The organism is Mycobacterium sp. Marseille-P9652 (assembly GCF_902652685.1).
Lineage (GTDB): Bacteria > Actinomycetota > Actinomycetes > Mycobacteriales > Mycobacteriaceae > Mycobacterium.
In genome coordinates, this window is sequence record NZ_CACRUY010000015.1 from 77,588 (window position 1) to 102,968 (window position 25,381).

Genomic DNA, 25,381 nt, shown 5'->3' on the forward strand with positions numbered 1-25,381 from the left:
CGTCACGGACCGGGCAGGTCCGACCATTCCGCCGAGATCCGCGCGCCGAACCGCGGCGGCCGTCGCTCCAGGAAGGCGTCGACCCCCTCGCGGGCATCCGCGCCGCCCATGACGCGCCGGTGTAGCAGCGTTTCCAGCGCCGCGACCTGGCGCGGGGTGTAGCTGTTGGTGGCGCTGTCCCACAGCAGCCGCTTGCACAACGCCGCCGACATCGGCGCCACGTTGGCCGCGATGTCGCGCGCCATGTCGAGGGCGTCGCCGAGCACCCGTCCGGCGGGCACCGCCCGGTTCGCGATGCCCAGCGCCACCGCCTCGGCGCCGGTGAACGTCCGCCCGGTCAGCAGCACCTCGGCGGCCACCCCGAGCCCGGCCAGGTGCGTCAGCGTCCAATGCGACATGCAGTCCGGCAGGACGCCCCGGCGCACCTGCACCACACCGTATTTCGCGTCCTCGGCGACGATGCGGACGTCGGCCTGCAGCGCCATTGTGAGGCCGATCCCGACGGCGTGCCCGTTGAGCGCGGCGATGACGGGCTTGCGTATCTCGAAGGCGGCCGGGTCGATCGGCGAGGCCGAGAACCCGTCCTCCGGCGAATCGAAAGGCGATGCGCCGCCGGAGAAGTCGGCCCCGGCGCAGAAGGTGGAGCCCGCGCCGGTCAGCACGACGGCGCGGACGTCGTCGACGCCGTCGCACTCGCGGTAGGCCCGGCCCAGCAGCGCGCCCATCTCGGCGGTGTAGGCGTTGCGGCGCTCGGGACGGTTGAGCGTGAGCACCGCCACGCCGCCGTCGATGTGGACCGTGACGTCGCCGCTCATTCCGACAGCTGGAACTCCACGATCTCGGCGACGGCGTCCAGTGCCTCGCTGAGTGCGTCGCGCCGGTCGGCGGCCGACGGCGCGGCCAGCACCGAGTAGCGGTCGGCGGTGCCGATTGGGATCCGCGACGCCAGCTCGAACAGGCGCCGCCCGGGATCGCCGCCCTCGTCGCGACCGACCAGCACCTCGCGGTCCGGCAGCGCGACGTCGCGGGCCTCCGCGATCCGCTCGAACAGGGCCACGGCCCGGTCCTCGATGTCGCGCAACTGGCCGGGCGTCACCGGTTCGCCCGGCTCGTCGGGCCACAGCGCCACGTTCGCCCGCGGGAAGGGGTCGTCGGGCAGCCATTCCACCACCCGGATCCGCTCCCCCGTCCGGCACTGCACGGAGTACCGGCCCTCGCCGTGGTCCACGCACTCGGTGATCCGCGCGAGCACGCCCACCTCGGACCGCTTGTCTCCCCCGCCGACCTCGCGGCCCTGCGAGATCAGCACCACGCCAAACGGATCGCCGCTCTCGGTGCACTGCCGCACCATCGCGCTGTAGCGGGGCTCGAAGATCCGCAGCGGCAGATCCTCGTCGGGCAGCAGGCCGGCCTCCAACGGGAACATGGCCAGCTCGATCGATTCCGGGAATTCCATCAGATCTCCAGTTCACCCACCAGCGCGTCGACGACCGCGCGCAGGTCGCCGTCGTGTTCCTCGGCCACCCGCCGCTGCCGCTGGTACGACGCGCCCGCGCGGGGGATGTCGGCCACCGCGGCCAGCTCGTCGACGCAGTCCAGCGATTTCGCCACGGGCTGCAGTCGCGTCAGTATTTCGTCGAGGTCCTCGGTCACAAGTCGTTCGTTGCTGTCGGCGTCGAGGATGATCACCGCGTCGAGCCCGTAGCGGGCGGCGCGCCACTTGTTCTCCTGGACGTGCCAGGGCGGCATGTTCGGCAGGGTCTCGCCGGCGTCGAGCCGGCGGTCGAGGTCCACGACCAAGCAGTGCGTGAGGGCCACCAGCGCGCCGAGCTCCCGCAGGTTGGACACGCCGTCGCACACCCGCACCTCGAGCGTGCCGAGGTGCGGCGAAGGCCTGATGTCCCAACGAATCTCGTTCATGTGGTCGATGATGCCGGTCTTCTTCTGGTCGTGCACGAAGCCCTCGAACTCGGTCCACGTCTGGAACTGGAACGGCAGGCCGGCGGTGGGCAGCTGCTGGAACATCATGGCGCGGTTGCTGGCGTAGCCGGTGTCCTCGCCGCCCCACCACGGCGACGACGCCGACAGCGCCAGCAGGTGCGGGTAGTACTTGAGCAGTGACGACATGATCGGCATCACCTTGTTGGCCGACGAGATCCCGACGTGCACGTGCACGCCCCAGATCAGCATCTGGCGTCCCCACCACTGCGTGCGCTTGATCAGTTCGGCGTAGCGCGGGGCGTCGGTGAGCTTCTGGGTGGACCACCGCGCGAAGGGGTGGGTGCCGGCCGAGAACAGCTCCATGCCGCGGTCGCGGACGATGCGCCGCGCCGGCCCCAGGGTGCCGCGCAGGTCCTCCATCGCCTCGCCGGCGCTGTCGCACACTCCGGTGACGATCTCGACGGTGTTGCGCAGCAGTTCCTTGTGCACGTGCGGGCTTTCGCCGATTTCGGCGATCACCGCGGTGGCCTCGTTGCTCAGGTCGCGGGTCTGCGCGTCAACCAGCGCGAACTCCCACTCGACGCCGATGGTCGGCCGCGGGGAGGGCGCGAAATCGATGCGCTGCGTTGATCTTTGACTAGCCGGCACCGATGACACCGCACGCCACCCGCTTGCCGGCGTCACCGGTGGTCATGGTCATCTGATCGGGGCCGGGCGCGCCGTTCGTCTGGTTGTAGCGCTCGGCCGGGATGTTGGCGAAGTTGTCGGCGCCGGCGTGGATGATGATCGCCGTCTTCTCGCCGGAGAGCAGGTCCTGCATGGCAAAGGCGTCGGTGGTGGTGACCAGCTCGGCGGAACCGTCCTTGCGCACCTGCAGCGACGTCAGGTCGCCGCTGGCGGGCTCGCCGGAATGCCCGGGCGCCTGGAAATGCCCACCCGCGGAAAGGAAGTCGCCGGGCGCGCCGCCGGTGGGGGCGGCCGAGTTGGGCTCGCACTTGCCGGTCTGGTGGATGTGCACGCCGTGGAAGCCGGGCGTGAGCCGGCCCGGGCCGCTCGTCGCGATCGTGATGGTCGCGAAGCCGTTGCCGAAGTCGAACTTGGCGGTCGCCACCTCCGCGCCGTCGGGCGTCCGCAGCTTGGTCACGATGCCCTGCGCGGCGGGCGCCGGCGAGGCCTCGCCGCTCGGGGCCGCCGCCGGGGCGGCCGATCCGGTCCAGACGGACGGCGTGGTGCCCGGGCTGGTCGAGGCGTGCTGGGGCGACGAGCATGCGGCCACCAGCGCGACGCAGGTGGCCGCCGAGAGCGCGAGCGTGGTGCGGTGAGCGGGAAGGCTGGGCATACCGGGAAGCCTAACTTGTGACGGCGAGGTCAGCCGGTAACTAGGACGATCACGCCCGGGGGCTGGTTGGCCAGCGCCGGGATGCGCGGCTGGACGGGCGCGCCGAGGTTCTGCCCCACCGCGTCGGCGGTGGCGTGCTCACCGTCGGCGTCGGTGTAGTACACCGTGGTGGCCGAGACGTCGGCGAGCGCGAGGTTTCCGACGTCGGTGACCTTGAACCCCGCCGCCGTCAGCTGGTCCTTGGTGCGGGCGGCCACACCTTCCTTCGACGAGATGTTGTAGACGCGCACCTCAGCCTGGTTGGCGGCGGCCTTGCTCGTCGGGGCGGGCGAGTTCACGGCGCTTGTGGCCGTGGACGCCGCCGACGACGAGTCGTCGTCGGACTTCCCGGACGAACTCAGGGCCTGCCAGCCGAGCAGCAGAAAGATGACGCCGAGGAACAACAGCACCATCACCATCGCGCGCAGCGGAAGGCCCGTCGAGTCGGGAACTCGCTCTTTCATCGAGCCCACTGTAGCGAGTCAGGTCACCTCGAAGCCGAGCCGCCGCGCCGCCCGCGCCTTCTGGCGGCTGGCCCGCAGCCGCCGCAGCCGTTTCACCAGCATGGGGTCGGCAGCCAGCGCTTCGGGGCGGTCGACGAGCGCGTTGAGCACCTGGTAGTAGCGAGTGGCCGACATCGAGAACAGCTCCTTGATGGCCTCTTCCTTCACTCCGGCGTACTTCCACCACTGACGCTCGAAGGCCAGGATGTCGTGTTCGCGGCGGGTGAGCCCGTCGGCGATCTCAGCCTCGTCCCCCGATCGATTTGCCCGCGCCATGGCGCTGTCCATATCGCTTCCCCTGGACCCTTCCGGAGATTCTCGAACTGCTCGACTCATTTGACTTACCTAGGGGCATGTTTCGGCGCTTATTGAAACACGGCGCGAACCCTCAAGCCGTCATCAAGACCCGCGAGTCGGCCGAATCGCGCCGATTGCCCGCGCCGGATCGGCGGGTCCGGTCGCGCGCCGGTGCGGTACTTTAGCCGACCATGGCAGTCGTTCCCATTCGCATCGTCGGGGATCCGGTCCTGCACACGCCGACGACGCCGGTGCCGGTGGGGCCCGACGGGTCCCTGCCGCCCGGCCTGGCGGAATTGATCGACACGATGTACGAGACGATGGACGCCGCACACGGAGTCGGTTTGGCCGCCAACCAGATCGGCCACGGAATCCGGGTGTTCGTCTACGACTGCGCCGACGACCGCGGGATGGCCAACCGCCGGCGCGGCGTCGTCGTCAACCCGGTCCTGGAAACCTCCGAGATCCCCGAGACCATGCCCGACCCGGGCGTCGACGAGGAGGGTTGCCTGTCGGTGCCGGGCGAGTCATTCCCCACCGGGCGGGCGAAGTGGGCCCGCGTCACAGGCCTCGACGCCGAGGGCAAGCCGGTGGACATCGAAGGCACCGGCCTGTTCGCGCGGATGCTGCAGCACGAGACGGGGCATCTGGACGGTTTCCTGTACCTGGACCGCCTCATCGGCCGCTACGCGCGCGGCGCCAAGCGGGCCGTCAAATCGCACGGCTGGGGCGTCCCCGGCCTGTCCTGGCTACCGGGCGAGGGACCGGACCCGTTCGGGCACTGATGATCTCGTGGCCGCCACCCGGCACGCGCGTCACCGTCCGCTACCGTCGCGAGCCGGGTTCGGTCCCGCCGCTCACCGACGCGGTGGGCCACCTGCTCGAGGCCGGGCCGGTGGTCCGGCTGCGGACGAAGACGGGCGCGGTCGCCGAGTTCGCGCACGACGACGTCGTGGCGCTGCGGGTGCTGACCGACGCGCCCGTGCGCACCTCGGACATCCGCGCGCTCGAGCACGCGGCGGCGGCCGCCTCGCCCGGGGTCGAGCGGGCCTGGGTTGACGGGTGGTTGCTGCGATCCGCGCCGGGGGCCGGCCTTGCCGCGAATTCGGCGATGCCGCTGGACATTTCGGCCACCCTGGGCTCGGTCCCGGCGATCGTCGACTGGTACGAGCGGCGCGGCGTCGCCCCGCGGCTGGCCGTTCCCGACCGCCTGCTGCCGGTCCCGCCTGGGCTGCCGGCCGACCACACCGAACGGGTGCTGGTGCGCGACGTCGCGCCCGGTGCCGAAGGCCTTGTTGACGCCGACCCGGACGGGTCGGAAGCCGGTGCGACCGTGACCGACGCGCCCGACGGCACCCGCTGGGTCGGCCTGTCGGTGCGCGCCGCCGGCGACCCCGCCCTGGCCGTGGCGTGCCGGGCGCTCCTGGCCTGGGGCGCCGCCCGCGGCGCAACGCGCGGCTACCTTGTTGTCCCGGACGCCGACAGCGCCCTCGCCGAGGCGCTGGGTTTCCGCCTGCACCACCGCCGCCGCTACTTCCCCGCCATGGGTAGCGTCTAGCCATGCCCGAGGACCAGCCGCTGGATCACGGCGGCGACCCGCTGCGCCTCGCCACCTGGAACGTGAACTCGATCCGGACCCGCCTGCCCCGGGTGATCGACTGGCTTTCCCGCGCCGAGGTCGACGTGCTGGCGATGCAGGAGACGAAGTGCTCGGACGGCCAGTTCCCCACCCTGCCGTTCTTCGAACTCGGCTACGAGGTGGCGCACGTCGGCTTCAACCAATGGAACGGCGTCGCGATCGCGTCGCGGGTGGGGCTGGACGACGTGCAGATCGGCTTCGACGGCCAGCCGAGCTGGAGCAGCAAGCCCGAGGTGGCCGCCACGGCCGAGGCACGCGCGCTGGGCGCCACCTGCGCCGGCGTCCGCGTGTGGAGCCTGTACGTGCCCAACGGCCGCGCGGTGGGTGATCCGCACTACGCTTACAAGCTGGAATGGCTTGCCGCGCTTCGCGATACGGCGGCCGGCTGGCTGCGCGACGACCCCGCGGCGCAGATCGCACTGGTGGGCGACTGGAACATCGCGCCGACGGACGAGGACGTGTGGAGCACCGAGTTCTATGCCGGCTGCACGCACGTCCCCGGGCCGGAGCGCCGCGCGTTCGCCGCCATGGCCGAAGCCCAATTCACCGACGTCGTAAGGCCTTTCGCGCCCGGGCCGGGCGTCTTCACCTACTGGGACTACACCCAGTTGCGGTTCCCCAAAAACCGGGGCATGCGAATCGATTTCATCCTCGCCTCCCCCGCGCTGGCCCACCGCGTGACGGACGCACGCATCGTCCGCGATGAACGCAAGGGCAAGGCCCCCAGTGACCACGCCCCGGTATTGGTCGATCTCACGCGCGAATAGGTCGCAATAGCGGCGCCGGACGGCAGGTTCGGCGCCGTTTCGCGTTGTCTGCGGGTCGGCAACGTGGCAGGCTTTCGCCTGTTAGATGCCGAAAACGCTCACGTGGGTTTTCGTTTACGTAACGTTCAGCGGGTATACATATGGCCTACGTGAGGTTGCGGCAACAACCTTGAAAAGTCAGGGAGTCATCATGAGTGTCATCGGCGGAGCGATCCGGGGCGCGGGTCAAGCGGTGAATCGGGCGGCGAACGCCACCACTGCGGCCGCGGGCGCGGTGGGCGGCGCGGCGGTCAACGGGATCGTCGGCGGCGTAACCGGAGCCGCCGAGGGCGTCAAGCGCGGGGTCAGCACCGGCAGCCACTCCGCCCCGGCGGCCGCGCTGGCTATCGGCGCGCTCGGCGTGGCCGGCCTGGTCGAGTGGCCGATCCTCCTGGCGGTCGGCGGCGGCGCCCTGCTGCTGCAGAGGCTGAACCGCAAGCCGGAGGCGTCCACCCCGGTGGCGAGCCTCAAGCCGGTACCGGCCGCGCCGGCGGCCGAGAAGCCGGCGGCACGCAAGGCGCCGTCGAAGTCGACGGCCAAGAAGTCGTCCACGCGGCGCGCGGGCGGCGCGGCGCAGTTGCGCAGCACCAACTGACAGGATCACCCGAACAAGCCTTGAGCATTGTCGACTCGGTACAACGATCCCTACCGTTGCGCGCCGTCGCGACGGGACTTCAGGCAGCGACCACGCTGGCGAACATCGCCGCCATTCCGCTGCGGGAGGGCGCGAGGGCGATCTCGGGCGACCTGTCCTACGAAACCCACCTGAGTCGACGTTGTTGGCGCGGCGAGAGCCGGGCCTGGATCGAGGTGCGCGGCCTCGACGGTGACGAGGTGCTCGGGCGGCGCGTGCTCGACGGGATCCGCGCCCACCCGGGCGTCACCTCCGCGAGCCTGAACTATCCGCTGTCCCGCGTCGTCGTCGAGGTCAGCGGGCCCGAGACGTCGCTGCGCGACCTGTGCCGCATCGTCAGCGCCGCCGAAACGTCAGGCGTCGCAAGTGAACTCACCGACCTCGCCGTCCCGACGGCGAGCCTGCCCGGCGACGGGGTGGTGCTGGCGACCCGGGCCGTGACCGTGGCCGCGTCCGCGACGGGGCTGGGCATCGCGCTGACCGGCCGGGCGCTGCGGTGGCCCCGGGTTCCCGTCGCCGCCCTGGCGGGCGTCGTCGCCGTCGACTATCAGCCCTGGCTGCGCCGCCTGATCGAGGACCGCATCGGCCGGCCCGCCACCGACACCCTGATGACGCTGGCCACGACCGCCGCCGAAACCGTGACGCAGGCCCCGGCCTCGCTGACGGTCGGTCTGCTCATGCAGTCGCTGAGGGCCGCCGAGTCGCGCGCCGAGGCGCGCGTGTGGCGGGCGCACGAACCGGAACTCGCCCGCTACGCGGACCAGGCCCCGCTCGGCGCCCAGGCGGGGCTGAAGCCGCCACGCGGCCGTCCCGTGGAACGCCACGCCGACCGTTTCGCGCTGGTTCAGGGCCTGGGCGCCGGCCTGGTCGGCGCCGTCACCCGCAATCCCGCCATGGCCGCGACCGCGCTCCTGGTCACCACACCGGCGGCCAACCGCACCACCCCCGAGGCCTTCGCCGCGGCGCTCGGCCAGGGACTGGCGGACAAGCACGCCGTCCTGCTCCTGCGCCCGGAGGCGCTGCGCCACCTGCACCGGGTCGACGCGATCGTCATCGACCCCCGCGTGCTGTGCACCGACACGCTGCGGGTGGCCCGCATCCGCGGCGCCCACGAGGACGACGTGTCCGCCGCGTGGAACCGCGCCCACCTGATGCTGGAGAAGAGCGGCCTCTCGCCGGGCTGGCACGCCATCCCCGGCATCTCGGGCGCCGGGTCCGACGCCGAGGTGGCGGCCCTGTTCTGCCCGGCCCACGATCCGCTGGCGTCGGCCGTGGTCGCCGAGGCGCACCGCACGGGAACCGAACTCGTCTCGGTCGACGAGGAATCCCTGGACGAACTGCGTCCGGCGTTCGACGACATCCGGCCCGTCGCGAACGGCGACGTCGACAAGGCGCTGGCCCGTGCGGTCGCCGACCTGCAGGACGCCGGGCGCACGGTGGCCGTGTTGTCTTCGGCTGCGGCACAGGCTGTTTGGTCCGCCGACGTGGCGCTGAGCCTGATTCCGGGGCCCGGTGGCGGCCCGCCGCTGTGGTCGGCGGACCTGCTGGTTCCGGACCTGGGCGCCGCCTGGCGGGTGCTGCACGCGCTCCCCGCGGCGAGGTCCGCGGTCGAGCGCGGCGTCGGGATTTCCGCCGGTGCCACCGCGATGGGCTCGCTGCTGATGATCCCGGGCGTCCGAGGGATCGGGCGCGGCCCGGTGACCACGGGCGCCGCGGCGGGCCTGTTCTCGGGGTACCTGCTGGCCCGCCGAGTCGTCGGCGCGGAGGCGCCCCGGCCCGCGTCGGTGTACGAGTGGCACGCGATGTCGGCCGAGCAGGTGCGCAGGGCGCTGGCGTCGCTCCCGGCGCACCGCCGCGGCGCGCAGGTCCCCGCCGGTCCCCCGAATCCGTTCTGGCAGTTCGTCAAAGCCGTCGGCGCGGAATTGACCGACCCCCTGACGCCGGTGCTGGCGCTCGGCTCGGCGGCCAGCGCCGTGCTGGGTTCGCCCGTCGACGCGGTCCTGGTGTTCTCGGTCCTGGCCGGCAACTCGATGCTCGCCGCCAGCCAGCGGCTGCGCGCCGAGAACCGCCTCAATGTCCTTCTGGCGCAACAGACGCCGCCCGCGCGGAAGGTGACGACGGGCCCCGACGGCGAGCGCGTCTACACCGAGGTGATCGCCGCGCAGCTGGAGCCCGGTGACGTGATCGAGGTGCGGACGCACGAGGTGGTGCCCGCCGACGCCCGCATCCTCGACGAGGTCGACGTCGAGGTCGACGAGTCGTCGCTGACGGGTGAGTCGCTGTCGGTGGACAAGCAGGTCGATCCCACACCGGGCGCCGACCTCGCCGAACGGTTCTGCATGCTCTACGCGGGCACGACGCTGGTCGCGGGCACCGCGCTGGCGGTGGTGACCGCCGTCGGCGCGGACACCCAGGAACGCCGGGCCGCCGAGCTGGTGTCCGCCGACACGGCGTCGGACATCGGGTTGCAGCACCAGCTCAGTCAGCTCACGAACCGCGCCTTCCCGGTCAGCATGGGCGGCGGCGCACTGGTCGGCGCGCTGGGCCTGCTGCGCGGCACCCTACTGCGGGAGGCGGTGGCCAGCGGCATCGCGATCGCCGTCGCCGCGGTCCCCGAGGGCATGCCGCTGGTGGCGACGCTCGCGCAGGCGGCGTCGGCGCGACGGCTGACGAAGTTCGGCGCGCTGGTCCGCGTCCCGCGCTCGGTCGAGGCGCTGGGCCGCATCGACGTCGTCTGCTTCGACAAGACCGGCACGCTCAGCGAGAACCGCCTACGGGTGGCCCAGGTCCACCCCGCGCCCGGCCACTCCCGCGCGGAGGTCCTGCGCTGCGCGGCGAGCGCGGCGAAGCCGGGCAACGGCGACCCGCACGTGCATGCCACCGACGCAGCCATCGTCGAGGCGGCCCAGAAGGTCGCCGACGCCGAGCCGCTGCGGCCACCCGAGGCCCACCTGCCGTTCCGCTCGGGCAGGTCGTTCTCGGCCTCCGTCACCGGCAACGAGTTGACGGTCAAGGGCGCCCCGGAGGTGGTGCTCGCCGCCTGTAAAAACGTCGACCCCGGCATGCAGGGCACCGTGGCGGAGCTCGCGGCCAACGGGCTGCGGGTCATCGCGGTGGCCCGGCGCCGGCTGAGCGCGCAACAGGCGCGGGCCATCTCCGACGAGCCCGACGACATCGCCGAACTCGCCCGCGGTGGGCTCACGCTGGCCGGCTTCCTCGGCCTGTCGGACACGCCGCGCCCCGAGGCCGCCGGCCTGCTGGCCGACCTGCGCGGGCTGGGGGTCGGCGTCAAGCTGATCACCGGCGACCACCCGATCACCGCGAAGGCGATCGCGGCCGAGCTCGGCCTGGACGTCGGCGCCGAGCAGGTCATCAGCGGCGCCGAGTGGGATTCGCTGTCGCGCAAGGACCAGGAGCGCGTCGTCACCGAACGCGTGATCTTCGCCCGGATGACGCCGGAGAACAAGGTTCAGGTCGTCCAGACGCTCGAGGGCGCCGGGGTGCTGTGCGCGATGGTCGGCGACGGCTCGAACGACGCGGCCGCCATCCGCGCGGCCACCGTGGGCATCGGCGTCGTCGCCGGGGGCAGCGACCCCGCGCACATGGCGGCCGACGTGGTGCTCGTCGACGCCCGCATCGAGGGGCTGCTGCAGGCCATCGTCGAGGGACGCCAGCTGTGGCAGCGGGTGCAGTCTGCGGTGTCGGTGCTGCTCGGCGGCAACGCCGGCGAGGTGCTGTTCGCGATCATCGGCAGCGCGATCACCGGGACGTCGCCGCTGAACACGCGGCAGCTCCTGCTGGTGAACATGCTGACCGATGCTCTGCCCGCCGCGGCCCTGGCGGTCAGCAAGCCCAGCGGCCCGGTCGACACGGGCAAGCGCGGCCCCGATCAGCCGGAGCTGTGGCGCGCCGTGGCGATTCGCGGCGTGACCACCGCCGCGGCGACGACCGGCGCGTGGGTGATGGCGAGCATGACCGGCCGCCCGCAGCGCGCGTCGACGGTGGCGCTGGTCGCCCTGGTGGGCGCGGAGCTGGGTCAGACCCTGCTGGACTCGCGGGCGCCGCTGGTGGTGCTGACGGCCGCCGGCTCGCTGGCGGTGATGGGAACGCTGATCAGCATCCCGGTGGTCAGCCAGTTGCTCGGCTGCACACCGCTCGGCCCGGTCGGCTGGACGCAGGCCCTGGGGACGGCCGCCGCGGCGACCGTCGCGATGGGCGCCGCGAACCGTCTCGCGGATGGTTGGGGCGCCTCGCGCACGCCGCTGCCACCCATTGAGGTGTCCCAACCCACCGCCGAACCCACCCCCGAACCGACCGACAACGGGTCCGGTCCGGCCGCCGAACGTCCACAACCCCATCCCGCCGCAACAGCGCATAAAGTTCCACCGAGGGCACCTTCAGCACGGAAGCGATCGACGAAGCGAGCGGATCGGTCACAGAGTCGGTCGTCGAGTCGGACCTGAAAGGCAGATGATGGCGGAAAAGAAAGCGCGCCGGGGAACGTCGCAGCGCGACGCGGTGCAGAAGATCCGCGAGGGCGAGACGTTCGCGGTCAACCTGCCGGTGGTGGGGCAATTCGAGATTCCGCGGCCCGAGCAGTTGGCCTACTTCGGCGGCCTCGCGGCACTGGCCGCGCTGGAGCTGATCGACTGGCCGGTGGCCCTGGTGATCGCCGCCGGTCACCTGATGGCCAGCAACCACCACAACAAGATCCTCGAGGAACTCGGCGAGGCGATGGAAGAGGCCTGACCCGTCAGCTCCGGACGGGTTCCGCCGCCAGGGCGTGGTGGAAGTCCAGCGTGACCTGCGTGCCGGCGGGCGTGCGCACGGTGTCGACGCGATCGGCGAGCCCACTCATCAGCGTCAGCCCCCGTCCCCGCCGCTTGCTGCGCAGGCTGGCCGACGAGTCGCCCATCCACCGGCCGGTGTCGCTGACCGTGATCGACACGGTTTCCCGCCGCACGAAGGCCTCCACGGACACGGTCTTGCGTGACTCGGCGTTGCTGCCGTGTTCGATCGCGTTCGTCACCGCCTCGCCGGTCGCCAGCAGGATGTCGAGCTCCTTGCGCGGCGCGACCGGGAGCCGCTTCAACCATTCCCGCAGCCGGTCTCGACCGACGGGGATCTGGGCCGGCACCGCGGGCAGGACGGTCGTGAAGCTGCACTCCGCCGCGTGGCTGGGGCGCACCGCCAGCAGCACGACGTCGTCGCGGTAGCCGTCGGGCGGGGTCATCCTGCTCAGCAGTTCGGTGCAGATGGCTTCGACCGGCAGGTCGGCGCAGTCGGCGGCGGCCGCCTTCAGCCGCGCGAACCCTTCGTCCAGGGTCTCACCGGCCCGCTCGACGAGGCCGTCGGTGTAGAGCACGATCAGGCTGCCCGGCGGCAGGTGGGCCGTCGCGGTCGGGTTCGCCGGGCGGTCGTCCGCGTCGTTCTCCCGCACGGCCACCGGGGCTCGCCGGCCGAACTCGAGGTACACCGGCGCCCGGTTCGGGCGGATGAGCAGCGGATAGGGGTGGCCCGCGCAACCGTAGCTGATGGTGCCGCGGCCCGTGTCGGGATCGGTATCGACCAGCGCGTAGGCCAGGGTTGCGCAGCGGGCGCCGGCGACGCTGGCCGCGTACCTGTCCAGGGCGCCCAGCACCGCGGCCGGCTCGGCCGCGGTGAGCGCCGAGGCGGCCACCGCGGCGCGCAGCCTGCTCATCACGATCGCGGCGGCCAGGCCGTGCCCCACCACGTCGCCGACGGAAGTCGCGATCCGGCTCGAGCGGTCCAGCGGGGTCACCGAGTACCAGTCGCCGCCGACGCGCATCGCCTCACCCGCGGGCTGGTACACCGCGGCCACCGCGGCGGCGGTGGAGCTGTGGTCCAGGTCGAGCAGGTGCTCCTGGAAGTCGACGGCGATGCGGTGCTCATGCGCCCTGACGCGCACCCGGTCGAGGGCCGACGACGTGAGTTCGGCCATCTGGACGAACGTTTCGAGTTCGGCCGGCTCGAAGCGGCGCGGCGCCGGCCATAACAAGGCCAGCACCCCGATCACCCGGCCGGAGCCGTCCCGCAGCGGATGGGCCACGCACGCGCGGATGCTGTCGGCGGTGTCCTGCACGGCGTGCTGATAGCGCGGGGGCAGCTCGAACGTGTCGGGGATGACCATCGGTTCGCCGGTGCGCACGACGTCGGAACCGATGAGCGGCGAATCCAGGGACGTCACGTGATAGCGGTCGCGCAGCTCGACCGGGACGTCGCCGGCGTACTCGAACCGGATGTGGTGCTCGCCGTCGAGCACGCCGATCGTCGCCGCCGCGGCGCCACCCGAACCCAACGCCGAGTTCAGCAGGGCGTCGAGCAGCGCCGCCACCGAGTCGCTGGCCTGCATCGCGGTGTCGAGCCGCACCAGGTCCGAGGCGAGCCCCAGCCGGGCCTCGCGACGCTGGCGGTCGCGTTCGCGCGCGACGGCGGACAGCCTCGACGCCACCCGCTCGACCAGCTCTTGAGACCGGAACGGCTTGGGCACGTAGTCGTCGGCCCCGCCGGCGAAACCCTCGGTGACGGCCTCGTCGCCCGCGCGTGCCGACAGCATGACGACGGGAGTCGCGGCGAGCGCCGGGTCCGCGCGCAGCGCCGCGACCAACTCGAAACCGTCGAGGCGCGGCATCATGACGTCGGTGACGATGGCGTCCGGATGCAGCGCGCGGGCCGAGGAGAGGGCCGACTCCCCGTCGGCGGCGAGGACCGTGTCGAAGTGGCGCGAGAGGACGCGGTCGAGATGCGCCCGCATGTCGGCGTTGTCGTCGGCGATCAGCACCAGCGGGCGCGTCCGGTCGGGCGCGGCGGCCACCGCGTCGGCCCCGGGGGCGGGGGTCACCCACAGACGGGCCTCGGCCACATAGGGATTGGTGTCGTCCACGGCATTGGTGTCGTCCAGCAGCGCGCCGGGCGACTGATCGGCCGCGGGTCCCGCGGACAGCGGCAAGCGGATGGTCACCGTCGTACCGCTGTCGAGCTCGCTCGCGATCCCGACGGACCCGCCGTGCAGCTCGACCAGCCCGCGGACGAGGGACAGCCCGATCCCGGCCCCTTCCACGCTGCGCCCGCGCGCATTGTCGGCGCGGTAGAACCGTTCGAACAGGCGGTCCAGGTCGTCGGCGGCGATCCCCACCCCGGTGTCGCGAACAGCGACCAGGCAGTGCGTGGCGTCGGCGCCCACCTCGACCGAGATCGACCCGCTCATCGTGTATTTCACCGCGTTGGACAGCAGGTTGAGGACGATCGTCTCCCACATGCTTGCGTCGACGTCCGCGAGCGCGGGCCCGCAGTCCACGATCAGCTCGAGGCCCGCCCGCCGGCAGAGCTCGGTGAACGACGACGCGATGTGCGCGGTCAGCGCGCCCACGTCGGCGCAGACCAGGTCGGCGTTGGCCCGGCCGGCCTCGATCCGGGAGAAGTCGAGCAGCGAGTCGACCAGGCGCTGCAGCCGCCGCCCGTTGCGGGCGGCGACGCTGAGCCGTTCGGCCAGCGCGCTTCCCGGCGGCGCGTCGGCGAGCGCGTCGTCGATCGGCCCGAGCAGCAGGGTGAGCGGTGTGCGGAACTCGTGGCTGACGTTGGTCAGGAAGGCCGTCTTCGCCCGGTCCAGCTCGGCGAGCGCGTCGGCGCGCTGCCGCTGCTGCTCATAGGAGACGATCGACGTGAACGCCGACGACAACTGGTCGGCCAGCAGTTGGCAGAAGCCCCGGTACTGCTCGTCCAGCGGCCGTCGCGGTGTGGTGCCGACCACCAGCGCCCCGCCGGTCGGGCCGTCCCCGAGCGGCAACACCAGCGCGCGTTCGCAGCAGTCGCCATCGAGCACGTCCCGGATGCCGGGAATCGCGTCGGCCACCCCGTCGATGACCAGCAACTCGGCCCTGGACCGCGACCCGGCGTCCCACTCGGTCAGATGCTTCAATTCCCTTGGCAACAGCGGCAATACGGACGGCGTCGCGCCGCGCAGGGTGACCTCGCCGGACTCGGGGTCCTGGACGTAGACGGCGATGAAGGGGAGATCGGCGGGCTGGCTCGCGCACGCGGCGACGGCCGCGCCGACCGCCTCGTTGACCGTGCGCGGCTCGACGGTCGCCGCTGCGACGGCGTTCAGCAGTTGCAGCCGGCGTTCGCTCAGCACCCGTTCGGTGGTTTCGATGACGGCGCAGAAAATGGCGCTCACGGCGCCGTCCTCGCCGATGGTCGGGCTGTACGTGAAGGTGAAGTACCGCTCCACCGGGACACCGTGGGTGACGATCTCCAGCATCAGGTCGTTCGACCACGTCGCCTCGCCCGTGGCGAACACGCCGGCCAGCATGGGGCCGATCTCGTCCCAGATCTCCGACCAGACCCGCTCCCCCGGCGCGCCCAGAGCGGCGGGATGCTTGTCGCCGAGGATCTGGGCGTACCCGTCGTTGTAGACCATGAACCGGTCGTCGGGCCCCAGCCACAGGAACATGGGGAACCGCGAGGTGAGCATGATGGCCACCGCGGCGCGAACCTCGCCGGGCCAACTCTCGGGCGAGCCCAAAGGATGTGCGGCCCAATCGAATTCGGTGAACCGCCGACCCATCTCCCCGCCCAGCGCGGCCGCAGCCGAAAGGTCGGCCGGCAGGCGGGCGGTCATCGTTCAGGCTTGCTATGGAGTGCCGCGGACAGCGTCGGGTACACGTCGAGGACGCGATCGAGCTCGGTGACCTGGATGGGCCGCAGCACCTGGTCGTGATCGGCGACCAGGCGCACTGCCGTGCCGGCTTCCTTGCCGTCCTCGTGGCAGTCGAGGACCGCGTTGATCGCGGCGCTGCCGAAGAAGGTCACGGGCTGCAGGTCGAGCACGACCAGCCGGGACGGATGCGAGCCGGCCAGCCGCAGCGCCTCCGCCAGGCGCGGGGCAAGTTCGTCGACCGTGCTCGAGTCCACCTCGCCTTGAACCCGCACCAACACGGCCTCCTCACGGGGCTCGCAATCGACCGCCAACATTCCCACGCCCTTCGCCGCCTCGCCGCTAAGCCTTCGGGGCGCGGATGCCCGAGGTGCGCCGTCGAAGGTGCTTCGAGCCTATCCGTTGGTGAACACCCGCATTCCCGGTATTAGCCACCTCAATCAGCGGACTCGGCGGGGACCCGTTCGTGAACCGTCAGCAACACATGGTCGAACTGGCTCTGCGCGGCGGGCGCCGGGCTCGGCAGCGTCGCCACCTCGTCGAGGAGTTGCTTGGCCAGCGCGCGCAGCTTGACGTTCGTCTCCTGGGACCGCCACTGCAGAATCCGGAAAGCCTGTTCGGAGCTGATCCGGTAGACGTACATCAGCACCCCTTTGGCCTGTTCGATCGCGGCGCGGTTCTCGAACAGGTCCGGCAGCGCCTCGTCGAGCACCTCGCGCCGGGTCTCGTGGCGCTCCTCGTCGAAGGTGTCGGTGAGATCGATGTAGTAGCCCGTGGTGCCCACCACCGCGCCCGAGTCGTCCACCATGCGGTCGGCGACGACGATCGCGTCGTGCACCCGTCCGGCGGTGTCGACGAAGCGGTGCCGGCTGGAGAACGACTCCTCGGACAGCAGGGCGGTGTCCAGCAACTCCTGGACGTGGGCGCGATCGTCGGGATGACGATGGGAAAGAAGGAGCTTCGTGGTCGGCTCGACGGTCCCGGGCTCGTAGCCGTGCATCCTGGCCACCTCGTCGGACCACTCCCAGCGCTGGCCCACGAACCAGAACCGGACCGTCCCGACATTCAGGTATCCCGGGGCGGGTTCGGCGGGCGCGGCGGCGGCCGTTGTCGCGGGATCTTGCACCCTCCGATCTTCCCATTTGGGTCGTATCGGCGGCCACCGGCCCAAAGGGGTAACGTCGCCAGCGGACCATCCACCAGACGCGGGAGCGCACGCCGAAGGCGCTGAGAGGACGGCTCGGGGCCGTCGACCGTACGAACCTGACCGGGTAATGCCGGCGTAGGGAGATGATTATGACCGTCACCATCGAACCGTCCGTCACCACCGGGCCGATCGCCGGCAGCGTCAAGGCTTACCGGGAACTGGACGGCGTGCCCGGGGCCCGGGTGCCGTTCCGGCGGGTGAACCTGTCGACCGGGGAGCACTTCGACCTCTACGACACGTCCGGCCCCTACACCGATTCGGATGCGGTGATCGACCTGGCGGCCGGACTGCCCGCGCGCCCGGGCGTGGCGCGCGACCGCGGCACCCAGCTGCAGCGCGCCCGCGCCGGCGAGATCACCGCGGAGATGGCGTTCATCGCCGCCCGCGAGGGGATGCCGGCCGAGCTGGTGCGCGACGAGGTCGCCCGCGGCCGCGCGGTGATCCCGGCCAACCACAACCACCCCGAGATCGAGCCGATGATCATCGGCAAGGCGTTCGCGGTCAAGGTGAATGCGAACATCGGCAACTCGGCGGTGACGTCGTCGATCGCCGAGGAGGTCGACAAGATGGTGTGGGCGACCCGCTGGGGCGCCGACACGATCATGGACCTGTCCACCGGCAAGAACATTCACGAGACCCGCGAGTGGATCCTGCGCAACTCGCCCGTGCCGGTCGGGACGGTGCCGATCTATCAGGCGCTCGAGAAGGTCAAGGGCGACCCCACCGCGCTGACGTGGGAGATCTACCGCGACACCGTGATCGAGCAGTGCGAGCAGGGCGTGGACTACATGACCGTGCACGCCGGCGTGCTGCTGCGCTACGTCCCGCTGACCGCCAAGCGGGTCACAGGGATCGTCAGCCGCGGCGGCTCGATCATGGCGGCGTGGTGCCTGGCGCATCACCGGGAGTCGTTCCTGTACACGAACTTCGACGAGCTGTGCGACATCTTCGCCCGTTACGACGTGACCTTCTCCCTCGGCGACGGGCTGCGCCCCGGGTCGATCGCCGACGCCAACGACGCCGCGCAGTTCGCCGAGCTGCGCACCCTGGGCAAACTGACGAAGATCGCGAAATCCCATGGCGCGCAGGTGATGATCGAGGGCCCCGGGCACGTCCCGATGCACAAGATCGTCGAGAACGTGCGGCTCGAGGAGGAGCTGTGCGAGGAGGCCCCGTTCTACACGTTGGGCCCGCTGGCCACCGACATCGCGCCGGCCTACGACCACATCACGTCCGCGATCGGCGCGGCGATCATCGCCCAGGCCGGCACGGCGATGCTGTGCTACGTGACGCCGAAGGAGCACCTCGGCCTGCCGGACCGCAAGGACGTCAAGGACGGCGTGATCGCCTACAAGATCGTCGCGCACTCCGCCGATCTGGCCAAGGGGCATCCGCACGCGCAGGATCGGGACAACGCGCTGTCACAGGCGCGTTTCGAGTTCCGCTGGCACGACCAGTTCGCGCTGTCACTGGACCCCGACACCGCGCGGGAGTTCCACGACGAGACGCTGCCGGCCGAGCCGGCCAAGACCGCGCACTTCTGCTCGATGTGCGGGCCGAAGTTCTGCTCGATGCGCATCACCCAGGACGTCCGCGACTACGCGGCCGCGCACGGACTGGACAGCGAAGAGGCGATCGAAGCTGCCATGGCTGAGAAGTCGCAGGAGTTCGCCGAGCACGGCAACCGGGTGTATCTGCCGATCACCCAGCCTTGAGCTACCTGCCGCTGGCACCTGTGGGGACCACCCCGCTTCGCGTGCTGACCATCGCCGGGTCCGACTCCGGGGGCGGCGCGGGCATCCAGGCCGACATGCGGACCATGGCGCTGCTGGGCGTGCACGCCTGCGTCGCCGTAACGGCGGTGACCGTCCAGAACACGTTGGGCGTCAAGGAGTTTCACGAGGTGCCCGATGGCGTCGTCGCCGGCCAGATCGAAGCCGTCGTCACCGACATCGGCGTCCAGGCCGCGAAGACGGGGATGCTGGCGTCGGCGGCGATCATCGACACGGTGGCGGACACCTGGCGACGCCTCAGGGCGTCGGTGCCGCTCGTCGTCGACCCGGTGTGCGCCTCGATGCACGGCGACGCCCTGCTTCCGGTGTCGGCGCTGGACACCCTCCGGCAGCGCCTCTTCCCGTTGGCCACGCTGGTGACGCCCAACCTCGACGAGGTGCGGCTGCTCGTGGGCATCGACGTGGTCGACGCCCATTCGCAGCGCGCGGCCGCGCAGGCGTTGCACGCCCTCGGCCCGCGCTGGGTGCTGGTCAAGGGCGGCCACCTGCGGTCGTCGGGACGCAGCTGCGACCTGTTGTACGGGGGCCCTTCCGATGGTTCCGGCTTCCACGAGTACGACACCGAGAGACTGCCCGGCGGCAACGACCACGGTGGCGGCGACACCCTGGCGTCGGCGGTCGCATGCGCGCTCGCCCACGGGTTCTCCGTGCCGGACGCCGTCGGCTTCGGAAAGCGTTGGGTCACTGAGTGTTTGCGCGGGTCCTATCCGCTCGGCCACGGTCACGGGCCCGTCTCCCCGTTGTTTCGGCTGTCGTGATGGTCCTCGACGAGATCGCCGGCCTGGCCCACGAACCCGACGGCAAGCCGTCGGGTGTGGTGGTGTTGACCCACGGCGCGGGTGGCAACCGGGATTCGCCACTGCTGCAGCAACTTTGCGACGAATGGGCGCGCCGCGGCTGGCTGGCGGTCCGCTACAACCTGCCCTACCGCAGGCGACGGCCGACCGGCCCGCCGTCGGGTTCGGCCGCCGCCGACCGTGAGGGCATCGTCGAGGCAATCACGTTGTGCCGCGGGCTGGTTGACGGTCCGCTGATCGCCGGTGGGCATTCCTACGGCGGCCGCCAGACGTCCATGGTGGTGGCCGACGGCGGCGCCCCGGTCGACCTGCTGACGTTGTTCTCTTATCCCGTTCACCCACCCGGGAAGCCGGAGCGTGCCCGCATCGAGCACCTGCCCGGCATCGCGGTGCCCACCGTGTTCACGCACGGCACGTCGGACCCGTTCGGCACGCCCGAGGAACTGCGCGCCGCCGCGGCGCTCATACCCGCGCCCACCGAGGTCGTGGAGATCGCCGGCGCGCGGCACGATCTGCGTTCGAAGACCCTCGACGTGCCCGCGCTGGCCGTGGACGCCGCCTTGCGCCTGGTGGAGGGCTAAGCTCGTCAGCCGGAGGTGCCGCGCGTGTGGGACAAGATTCGCCAGGTGCTCGAGTTCCGGGTCTCCGTCGGCCAACTCATAGCGCTCGGAATCATCGTCGGCACCCCGTATCTCCTGATCGGCACGATCTGGTCGACCACGCACACCGAGCACCTGCATCAACTGCAGGGGGTCGACCTGGCGGTGTCCTTCCTCGGGTCGATCGTGTCGTGGCCGGTGTTGATCTTCGCCAACGTGTGCATGACCTGACGCGCGCCGTCATCCGGGATAGCGCGAGTAGCACGCGTCCATCTGGCCGCCGACGCCGCCGCGGAACGCCGCGATCCGGGTGAAGCCCGCGGGCACGCTCGTGCCGTCGGCGTCGCTGGCGACCAGGTGATTGGTGAGCAGTCCGGCCACGGCCTCGTCGAGATCACCGGCGGTCAGCACCAGCTGCTTTTTCGACGGCAGGTCGATGGGTTCGGCCATCTTGCGGTGGACCACGCCCGTCAGGCACGCCGTCCGCAGCGCCGTCCATGGGCTCTGCATCGGCAGGCCGCGCTCGTGCTGGACGGCGAGCGCGTACCTCGACATCACGACCGACAGGGCGGTGTCGTCACCCTGCGGCAGGCTCTGTTGCTTCTCGTCGGCGACCTTGCCCAGCTGCGCCAGTGCCGGCAGGTCCACCACGATCGTGTTGGTCGCCGGGCAGTATGACGCCGGTGGGCTGGGCTTGGCGTCGGCGCAATCCGCGGGGGTGAAGGACAGTTTGGGCGGATTCTTGGGCGCGAAGATCTGGCCCAGCAGTTCCATCAGCGTCGACAAGGTGTCCTCGTCGATGGGCACCTCGCCGGTCTCCGGGTCGCCGTTGTTGTCGAATCGCAACGCCTTCGGCAGGTCGCCGCGGCGCTGCTCGATCTCTTGGCTGTTGATGCCCGCGCAGGCCGGTGCGCCGGAGATGAAGCCCATCTGGAAGGCGCTCACCCGGTCCAGCGCCGACCCGTGCTCGTCGTCGTTTTCGGTGTCGGTGTCCATCACCGGGTCGCGCGTGGTGATGATGCCCGCCAGCACGTGGTCCAGCCCGTCGGCGGTGCTGAGCGTGAACCGCGGCGACTTGCCGTCCGCCACCCAGAACAGGTAGACGCCGGCGAAGCAGTCGGCCTGTTGCTCGCGGACGATGGTCGGGTCCTTCCGGGTCACCAGTTTGGCCATCTGCTGCAGGGCGTGCCCGAATTCGTGCGCCAGCACAGCGTTGACAGACATGTCACCGAAATACCGCTGCGCCACCGGCATGAACACGCCGCGATCCCAGGCGATGAGGTTGCAGCGGCCGGTGAAGAAGGCGTTGACGAGTTTGTAGGTCTCCTCGTGGCAGACGATCGGGCTGCGCGGGTCGTCCGAGTTGTACGACACCAGCTTGCCGACCGGGACGAAGGTTCCCTTCAGCGACTGGCTGTACACGGACTTCCAGTAGTCCTCGATGTCGTTGACCGACAGCAGGGACAGCTTGTCGATGGCCCCGTTGTCGGTGTTGACCACCGTTCCGTCCGGGCTCGGCGCGTTGGTGCGAATTCCGCTGGGCCCGTTGGTGGCGGCAAGTCCGCCCACCCGGAACGGGTCGTTGAGCATCGACAGCGCCCGGCCGTCGACGAAGGTGGCGCACCCGGCCACGACGAGCGCGCTGACCGCGCAGGCGATGGCCGACTTCAGACGTCGAGAACGAACGCGCTCACTCATGAACAACCTCATCCCGACCGGGCTGCACGGCAGCATCAAAGGGCCTCATTCTAAGTCGGCCGGCGAACGCCGGCAGCCCAATTCGACACCTCAGAAAGGAGGCGGGTCGTCGTCGGGCGGGGCGGGCCCGACGTCGCCCGGGGCGGCGTTATTTCGGGCGAGGCGGGCGTTTCGGTTGTGTTTGCGTTCGCGGGCGATGCGGGTGGCGCGGTCCCGGGCGCGGGTGCGGCGGCGTGTGGGCATCATGGCGCCGCGGTCGGTGCAAGGCCCATCAGCGGGCACGGAGCGTCGAGGTGCCGGGCCGGTGGTAGGGAACAGCAGCGCGCTGCCCGGGGTGGTGACATGAATGCGCCCGCCGAGCAGCCTCCAGATAATCGAGCCGTCGACTCGGTGGCGATCGCCAAGCGCCCTCGACTCCGGTCATCGACGCGTTCCTCGGCTTAAACTTCCGCAGTGTTCTCCGAGACGCGCTACGCAGTGAACGGGGACTTGCGCGTCGCCTATCGCACGTCTCGCGAAGGTCCGCGCGACATTGTGTTCGTGCCGAACTGGTTCACAAACTGTGAGGTCTTCCCGGAGCTACCTTCGATTCAAGGGTGGGTCGAGGCGATGACATCGCTCGGTCGGCTGGTCTTCTTGGACCTGCCGGGCACCGGTGCGTCCGACCCGGTTACATCAGACGCGCTACCGACGTTGGAGCAGTGGACCGACAGCATCAGGGCGGTGCTCGACGATCTCGGGAGTAGCGAAGCGGTCCTCATCGCAATCGACGGCGCGTTCGCGACCGGGGCGTTGTTCGCAGCAACACATCCGTCCCGTACGACGGCGCTGGTTGTGCTCGAGGGCTATGCCGATCCTCTTGCCGAACGAACCGAGGGACCCACACCCGAGGAAATCACTGCCATGATGTGCGCCATGTGGGGGACGGGTCAGTTACAACATGTGATGAATCCGGACATGCCGTGGAATGAGGAAATCCGGGCAACGTGGGCCCGACTAGAACGCCTGGCGGCGAGCCCGGGGACCGTCGCGCAGATGTTTCCAATGGTGATCGAATTGGACGTGCGGGCGGTCCTGCCGACAATCCGCGTGCCCACCCTCGTCGTCCAGCACGCGGACAATCCGTTGCTCCCCGCGGCGTCGGGCAAGTACATAGCGGATCACATATCGGGCGCGAAGTACGTCGAGCTGCCGGGCCACAACATGCACCACTGGGTCGAGCCCTGGCGCCCGTCCTTCAGGGAAATCCGCGAGTTCCTCGTGGGCGAGCAGCCCGAGGAAGTAGTGGACGATCGGGTTCTCGCCACGGTGTTGTTCACCGACATCGTGGACTCGACGCGGCGGGCGGCGGAGATCGGCGACCGTGATTGGCATGCGCTGCTGGACGCCCACGACGCCATCGTGCGCGTGCAACTCAATCGCTTTCGAGGCCGCGAGGTGAACACCTCTGGTGATGGCTTCCTCGCGATGTTCGACGGCCCTCAGCGGGCGATCCGCTGCGCGATGTCGATCCGCGATGCGGTGAAGGCGCTCGGTATCGAAGTACGCGCCGGATTGCACACCGGTGAATGCGAAATGCGTGGCGACGACATCGGCGGGATCGCCGTGCACATCGGCGCGCGCGTGAGCGCCCTAGCGGGACCGAGCGACGTCCTGGTGTCGAGTACGTTGCGCGACTTGGTGATCGGGTCAGGAATCGAGTTCGAGGATCGCGGTACGCATGATCTCAAGGGTGTGCCCGGTGAGTGGCGTTTGTTCGCCGTCGCTTCCTCTTAGCGGCGACGCCCAGGGGGGTGTATCTTCCAAAAATGGCCGAGCCGTCGACTCGTTGGCGATCAGCCAAGCGGCCTGACTCCGGGAATCGACGCGTTCCCCGGCTTAGACTTCCGCCATGTTCTCGGAGACGCGCTATGCGATGAACGGGAACTTGCGTGTCGCCTATCGGGCGTCGCGTGAAGGTCCTCGTGACATCGTTTTCATCCCGTCGTGGTTCAGCAACTGTGAGGACTTTCCGGAGCAGCCGTCTCTTCAAGGGTGGATCGAGGCAATCACATCGCTCGGTCGGCTGATTATCTTCGACCAGCCGGGCATCGGAGCGTCTGATCCCATCACCGGTGGTGCGCTCCCGACGTTGGAGCTGTGGGCCGACAGCATCACTGCGGTGTTGGACGACCTCGGGAGTCGTGAAGCGGTCCTCCTCGGGGGCGTCGGCGCGGTCGCGACGGGTGCCCTGTTCGCGGCGACACATCCGTCGCGCACAGCCGGGCTTGTCGTGCTGGAGGGTTATGCGGATCCGTTTGCCGAGCGCACTCAAGGCTCGCTCCCGAGGAAGTCCTCGCTGCCATGGTCGGTATGTGGGGCACGGGGGAGTACCAGCGTGTCTTGAATCCCGATATGCCGTGGAACGATGAGATCCGGGCAGCGTGGGCACGGCATGAACGGCTGGGCGCGAGCCCAGGAACTGTCGCTTTCATGATGCCTCTTATGGCTGAAATGGACGTACGGGCGTTGCTTCCCACAGTCCGGGTGCCGACACTCGTCCTCCATCACGCCGACGACGCCCTTATCCCGCCCGAGTGGGGCAAGGACATCGCCGATCACATATCGGGCGCGAAGTACGTTGAGCTCCCAGGGCGCAACGTCTTTCACTTCGTTGAACCCGGCTGGCGGTCGTCGTTTCAGGAGATCGCCGAATTCCTCACCGGTGAGCGGGCCGACGTGGCCGATGATCGGGTTCTCGCCACGGTGTTGTTCACCGACATTGTGGACTCAACCCGCCGGGCGGCGGAGATGGGCGACCGTGACTGGCACGCGTTGCTTGACGCGCACGATGTGATCGTCCGGGCACAACTCAATCGCTTCCGAGGCCGAGAAGTGAACACCTCGGGCGACGGGTTCCTGGCGATGTTCGACGGCCCGCAGCGGGCGATCCGCTGCGCCATGGCAATCCGCGACGCTGTGCGCTCGCTCGGCATCGAGGTGCGGGCCGGGTTGCACACCGGCGAATGCGAGGTGCGCGGCGACGACATCGGCGGGATCGGCGTGCACATCGGAGCGCGCGTGAGCGCCCTGGCAGGCTCCAACGAGGTGCTGGTATCGAGCACACTGCGCGACCTGGTGATCGGGTCGGGTCTGGAGTTCGACGACCGCGGCGCGCACGCGCTCAAGGGCGTGCCCGGCGAGTGGCGGCTGTTCGCCGTAACTTCCGGTTAGAAAGGCGGCGGGTCGTCGTCGGGTGGGGCGGGCCCCACATCGCCGGATGTGGCGGCTTTTCGGGCGAGGCGGGCGTCGCGGTTGTGTTTGCGTTCGGTGGCGATGCGGGTGGCGCGGTCCTGGGCGCGGGTGCGGCGGCGGGTTGGCATCATGGCGGCGCGGTCGGTGCAGGGCTCATCGGCGGGCACCGGGCGTCGGG

General features: G+C 70.5%; 21 protein-coding genes, 2 pseudogenes and 1 riboswitch. Of the genes and pseudogenes, 12 read left to right on the top strand and 11 right to left on the bottom strand.

Features of this window, described 5'->3' with window-relative positions; genetic code table 11:
• Nucleotides 1–2: 2 nt before the first annotated feature.
• The 6 genes from GPY60_RS11240 to GPY60_RS11265 are packed head-to-tail and all read right to left on the bottom strand — an operon-like array spanning nt 3 to nt 4,110.
• Nucleotides 3–815: an enoyl-CoA hydratase/isomerase family protein gene (locus tag GPY60_RS11240; protein WP_156687749.1), complete on the bottom strand. Its 813-nt coding sequence runs from the start codon at nt 813–815 to the stop codon at nt 3–5.
• Nucleotides 812–1,456, bottom strand: a complete 645-nt coding sequence (locus tag GPY60_RS11245; RefSeq protein WP_156687750.1) for an LON peptidase substrate-binding domain-containing protein — start codon at nt 1,454–1,456, stop codon at nt 812–814. The genes GPY60_RS11240 and GPY60_RS11245 overlap by 4 nt, the downstream gene beginning before the upstream one ends.
• On the bottom strand, nt 1,456–2,589 hold the full coding sequence (locus GPY60_RS11250; RefSeq protein WP_156687751.1) for a glutamate--cysteine ligase: 1,134 nt from the start codon (nt 2,587–2,589) through the stop codon (nt 1,456–1,458). Before GPY60_RS11250 ends, GPY60_RS11245 begins: the two co-directional genes overlap by 1 nt.
• Nucleotides 2,579–3,280 carry a superoxide dismutase[Cu-Zn] gene (gene sodC, locus GPY60_RS11255; protein ID WP_156687752.1) on the bottom strand — a complete coding sequence of 234 codons (702 nt, stop codon included), beginning with the start codon at nt 3,278–3,280 and terminating at the stop codon, nt 2,579–2,581. Before sodC ends, GPY60_RS11250 begins: the two co-directional genes overlap by 11 nt.
• A gap of 29 nt (nt 3,281–3,309) precedes the next feature.
• Nucleotides 3,310–3,783: a LytR C-terminal domain-containing protein gene (locus GPY60_RS11260; protein WP_156687753.1), complete on the bottom strand. Its 474-nt coding sequence runs from the start codon at nt 3,781–3,783 to the stop codon at nt 3,310–3,312.
• Nucleotides 3,784–3,801: 18 nt separating this feature from the next.
• Nucleotides 3,802–4,110 (bottom strand): DUF3263 domain-containing protein, encoded by a 309-nt coding sequence (locus tag GPY60_RS11265; protein WP_156687754.1) that lies wholly within the window; start codon nt 4,108–4,110, stop codon nt 3,802–3,804.
• Between the two features lie 200 nt (nt 4,111–4,310).
• On the opposite strand from GPY60_RS11265, the gene GPY60_RS11270 reads away from it, so the two are divergent.
• From GPY60_RS11270 to GPY60_RS11295, 6 genes are all read left to right on the top strand, one after another.
• Nucleotides 4,311–4,904 (top strand): peptide deformylase, encoded by a 594-nt coding sequence (locus GPY60_RS11270; RefSeq protein ID WP_156687755.1) that lies wholly within the window; start codon nt 4,311–4,313, stop codon nt 4,902–4,904.
• Nucleotides 4,904–5,677 (top strand): GNAT family N-acetyltransferase, cg3035/Rv0428c family, encoded by a 774-nt coding sequence (locus GPY60_RS11275; RefSeq protein ID WP_156687756.1) that lies wholly within the window; start codon nt 4,904–4,906, stop codon nt 5,675–5,677. Before GPY60_RS11270 ends, GPY60_RS11275 begins: the two co-directional genes overlap by 1 nt.
• A 41-nt stretch (nt 5,678–5,718) precedes the next feature.
• Complete coding sequence (locus GPY60_RS11280) at nt 5,719–6,525, top strand: exodeoxyribonuclease III (RefSeq protein WP_197283641.1); 807 nt, start codon at nt 5,719–5,721, stop codon at nt 6,523–6,525.
• 190 nt (nt 6,526–6,715) lie between these two features.
• Complete coding sequence (locus tag GPY60_RS11285; RefSeq protein ID WP_156687758.1) at nt 6,716–7,159, top strand: hypothetical protein; 444 nt, start codon at nt 6,716–6,718, stop codon at nt 7,157–7,159.
• 20 nt (nt 7,160–7,179) lie between these two features.
• Nucleotides 7,180–11,661 carry a cation-translocating P-type ATPase gene (locus GPY60_RS11290; protein WP_156687759.1) on the top strand — a complete coding sequence of 1,494 codons (4,482 nt, stop codon included), beginning with the start codon at nt 7,180–7,182 and terminating at the stop codon, nt 11,659–11,661.
• Nucleotides 11,662–11,671: 10 nt separating this feature from the next.
• Entirely contained in the window at nt 11,672–11,947 is a 276-nt protein-coding gene (locus GPY60_RS11295; RefSeq protein ID WP_156687760.1) for a hypothetical protein, read from the top strand.
• Nucleotides 11,948–11,951: 4 nt separating this feature from the next.
• Here GPY60_RS11295 and GPY60_RS11300 read toward each other — a convergent pair whose 3' ends face one another.
• The 3 genes from GPY60_RS11300 to GPY60_RS11310 all read right to left on the bottom strand — a co-directional run bounded on the left by GPY60_RS11300 (nt 11,952) and on the right by GPY60_RS11310 (nt 17,001).
• Nucleotides 11,952–15,839: a SpoIIE family protein phosphatase gene (locus GPY60_RS11300; RefSeq protein WP_156687761.1), complete on the bottom strand. Its 3,888-nt coding sequence runs from the start codon at nt 15,837–15,839 to the stop codon at nt 11,952–11,954.
• Nucleotides 15,836–16,198, bottom strand: coding sequence for an STAS domain-containing protein (locus GPY60_RS11305; protein WP_156687762.1), 363 nt, complete (start codon nt 16,196–16,198; stop codon nt 15,836–15,838). The genes GPY60_RS11300 and GPY60_RS11305 overlap by 4 nt, the downstream gene beginning before the upstream one ends.
• Nucleotides 16,199–16,311: 113 nt before the next feature.
• The gene (locus GPY60_RS11310) at nt 16,312–17,001 is read right to left on the bottom strand and encodes a PAS and ANTAR domain-containing protein (RefSeq protein WP_156687763.1); all 690 of its coding nucleotides are present in this window, start codon (nt 16,999–17,001) and stop codon (nt 16,312–16,314) included.
• Between the two features lie 69 nt (nt 17,002–17,070).
• Nucleotides 17,071–17,181: riboswitch (TPP riboswitch) on the top strand.
• On the opposite strand from GPY60_RS11310, the gene thiC reads away from it, so the two are divergent.
• The 4 genes from thiC (at nt 17,172) to GPY60_RS11330 (ending at nt 20,502) form a co-directional block, all read left to right on the top strand.
• A complete protein-coding gene (thiC, locus tag GPY60_RS11315) occupies nt 17,172–18,797 on the top strand; it encodes a phosphomethylpyrimidine synthase ThiC (RefSeq protein WP_156687764.1) in 1,626 nt (541 codons plus the stop codon). Its footprint overlaps the riboswitch before it by 10 nt.
• On the top strand, nt 18,794–19,633 hold the full coding sequence (gene thiD, locus GPY60_RS11320; RefSeq protein WP_156687765.1) for a bifunctional hydroxymethylpyrimidine kinase/phosphomethylpyrimidine kinase: 840 nt from the start codon (nt 18,794–18,796) through the stop codon (nt 19,631–19,633). The genes thiC and thiD overlap by 4 nt, the downstream gene beginning before the upstream one ends.
• On the top strand, nt 19,633–20,253 hold the full coding sequence (locus tag GPY60_RS11325; protein ID WP_156687766.1) for an alpha/beta hydrolase family protein: 621 nt from the start codon (nt 19,633–19,635) through the stop codon (nt 20,251–20,253). Before thiD ends, GPY60_RS11325 begins: the two co-directional genes overlap by 1 nt.
• A 24-nt stretch (nt 20,254–20,277) precedes the next feature.
• A complete protein-coding gene (locus GPY60_RS11330) occupies nt 20,278–20,502 on the top strand; it encodes a hypothetical protein (RefSeq protein ID WP_156687767.1) in 225 nt (74 codons plus the stop codon).
• Nucleotides 20,503–20,511: 9 nt separating this feature from the next.
• Here the strand turns inward: GPY60_RS11330 and GPY60_RS11335 are convergent, their stop codons facing one another.
• Entirely contained in the window at nt 20,512–21,969 is a 1,458-nt protein-coding gene (locus GPY60_RS11335) for a peptidase (protein WP_197283638.1), read from the bottom strand.
• A gap of 453 nt (nt 21,970–22,422) precedes the next feature.
• Between GPY60_RS11335 and GPY60_RS11340 the strand changes: the two genes are divergently transcribed.
• Nucleotides 22,423–23,745 carry an adenylate/guanylate cyclase domain-containing protein gene (locus tag GPY60_RS11340; RefSeq protein WP_156687768.1) on the top strand — a complete coding sequence of 441 codons (1,323 nt, stop codon included), beginning with the start codon at nt 22,423–22,425 and terminating at the stop codon, nt 23,743–23,745.
• A 115-nt stretch (nt 23,746–23,860) separates the two neighbouring features.
• Nucleotides 23,861–25,182 (top strand): annotated as a pseudogene (locus GPY60_RS11345) (adenylate/guanylate cyclase domain-containing protein).
• Here the strand turns inward: GPY60_RS11345 and GPY60_RS11350 are convergent.
• Nucleotides 25,179–25,381 (bottom strand): annotated as a pseudogene (locus GPY60_RS11350) (hypothetical protein); the annotation flags it as partial. The pseudogenes GPY60_RS11345 and GPY60_RS11350 sit on opposite strands and share 4 nt — an antisense overlap.

What these genes read in the sequence shown, in the direction of transcription:
- GPY60_RS11240 (WP_156687749.1), bottom strand. Translation starts at nt 815, where the DNA reads ATGAGCGGCGACGTCACGGTCCACATCGACGGCGGCGTGGCGGTGCTC.
- thiC (WP_156687764.1), top strand. Translation starts at nt 17,172, where the DNA reads ATGACCGTCACCATCGAACCGTCCGTCACCACCGGGCCGATCGCCGGC.
- GPY60_RS11245 (WP_156687750.1), bottom strand. Translation starts at nt 1,456, where the DNA reads ATGGAATTCCCGGAATCGATCGAGCTGGCCATGTTCCCGTTGGAGGCC.
- GPY60_RS11260 (WP_156687753.1), bottom strand. Translation starts at nt 3,783, where the DNA reads ATGAAAGAGCGAGTTCCCGACTCGACGGGCCTTCCGCTGCGCGCGATG.
- GPY60_RS11285 (WP_156687758.1), top strand. Translation starts at nt 6,716, where the DNA reads ATGAGTGTCATCGGCGGAGCGATCCGGGGCGCGGGTCAAGCGGTGAAT.
- GPY60_RS11275 (WP_156687756.1), top strand. Translation starts at nt 4,904, where the DNA reads ATGATCTCGTGGCCGCCACCCGGCACGCGCGTCACCGTCCGCTACCGT.
- GPY60_RS11300 (WP_156687761.1), bottom strand. Translation starts at nt 15,839, where the DNA reads ATGACCGCCCGCCTGCCGGCCGACCTTTCGGCTGCGGCCGCGCTGGGC.
- sodC (WP_156687752.1), bottom strand. Translation starts at nt 3,280, where the DNA reads ATGCCCAGCCTTCCCGCTCACCGCACCACGCTCGCGCTCTCGGCGGCC.
- GPY60_RS11295 (WP_156687760.1), top strand. Translation starts at nt 11,672, where the DNA reads ATGGCGGAAAAGAAAGCGCGCCGGGGAACGTCGCAGCGCGACGCGGTG.
- GPY60_RS11265 (WP_156687754.1), bottom strand. Translation starts at nt 4,110, where the DNA reads ATGGACAGCGCCATGGCGCGGGCAAATCGATCGGGGGACGAGGCTGAG.
- GPY60_RS11335 (WP_197283638.1), bottom strand. Translation starts at nt 21,969, where the DNA reads ATGAGTGAGCGCGTTCGTTCTCGACGTCTGAAGTCGGCCATCGCCTGC.
- GPY60_RS11325 (WP_156687766.1), top strand. Translation starts at nt 19,633, where the DNA reads ATGGTCCTCGACGAGATCGCCGGCCTGGCCCACGAACCCGACGGCAAG.
- GPY60_RS11270 (WP_156687755.1), top strand. Translation starts at nt 4,311, where the DNA reads ATGGCAGTCGTTCCCATTCGCATCGTCGGGGATCCGGTCCTGCACACG.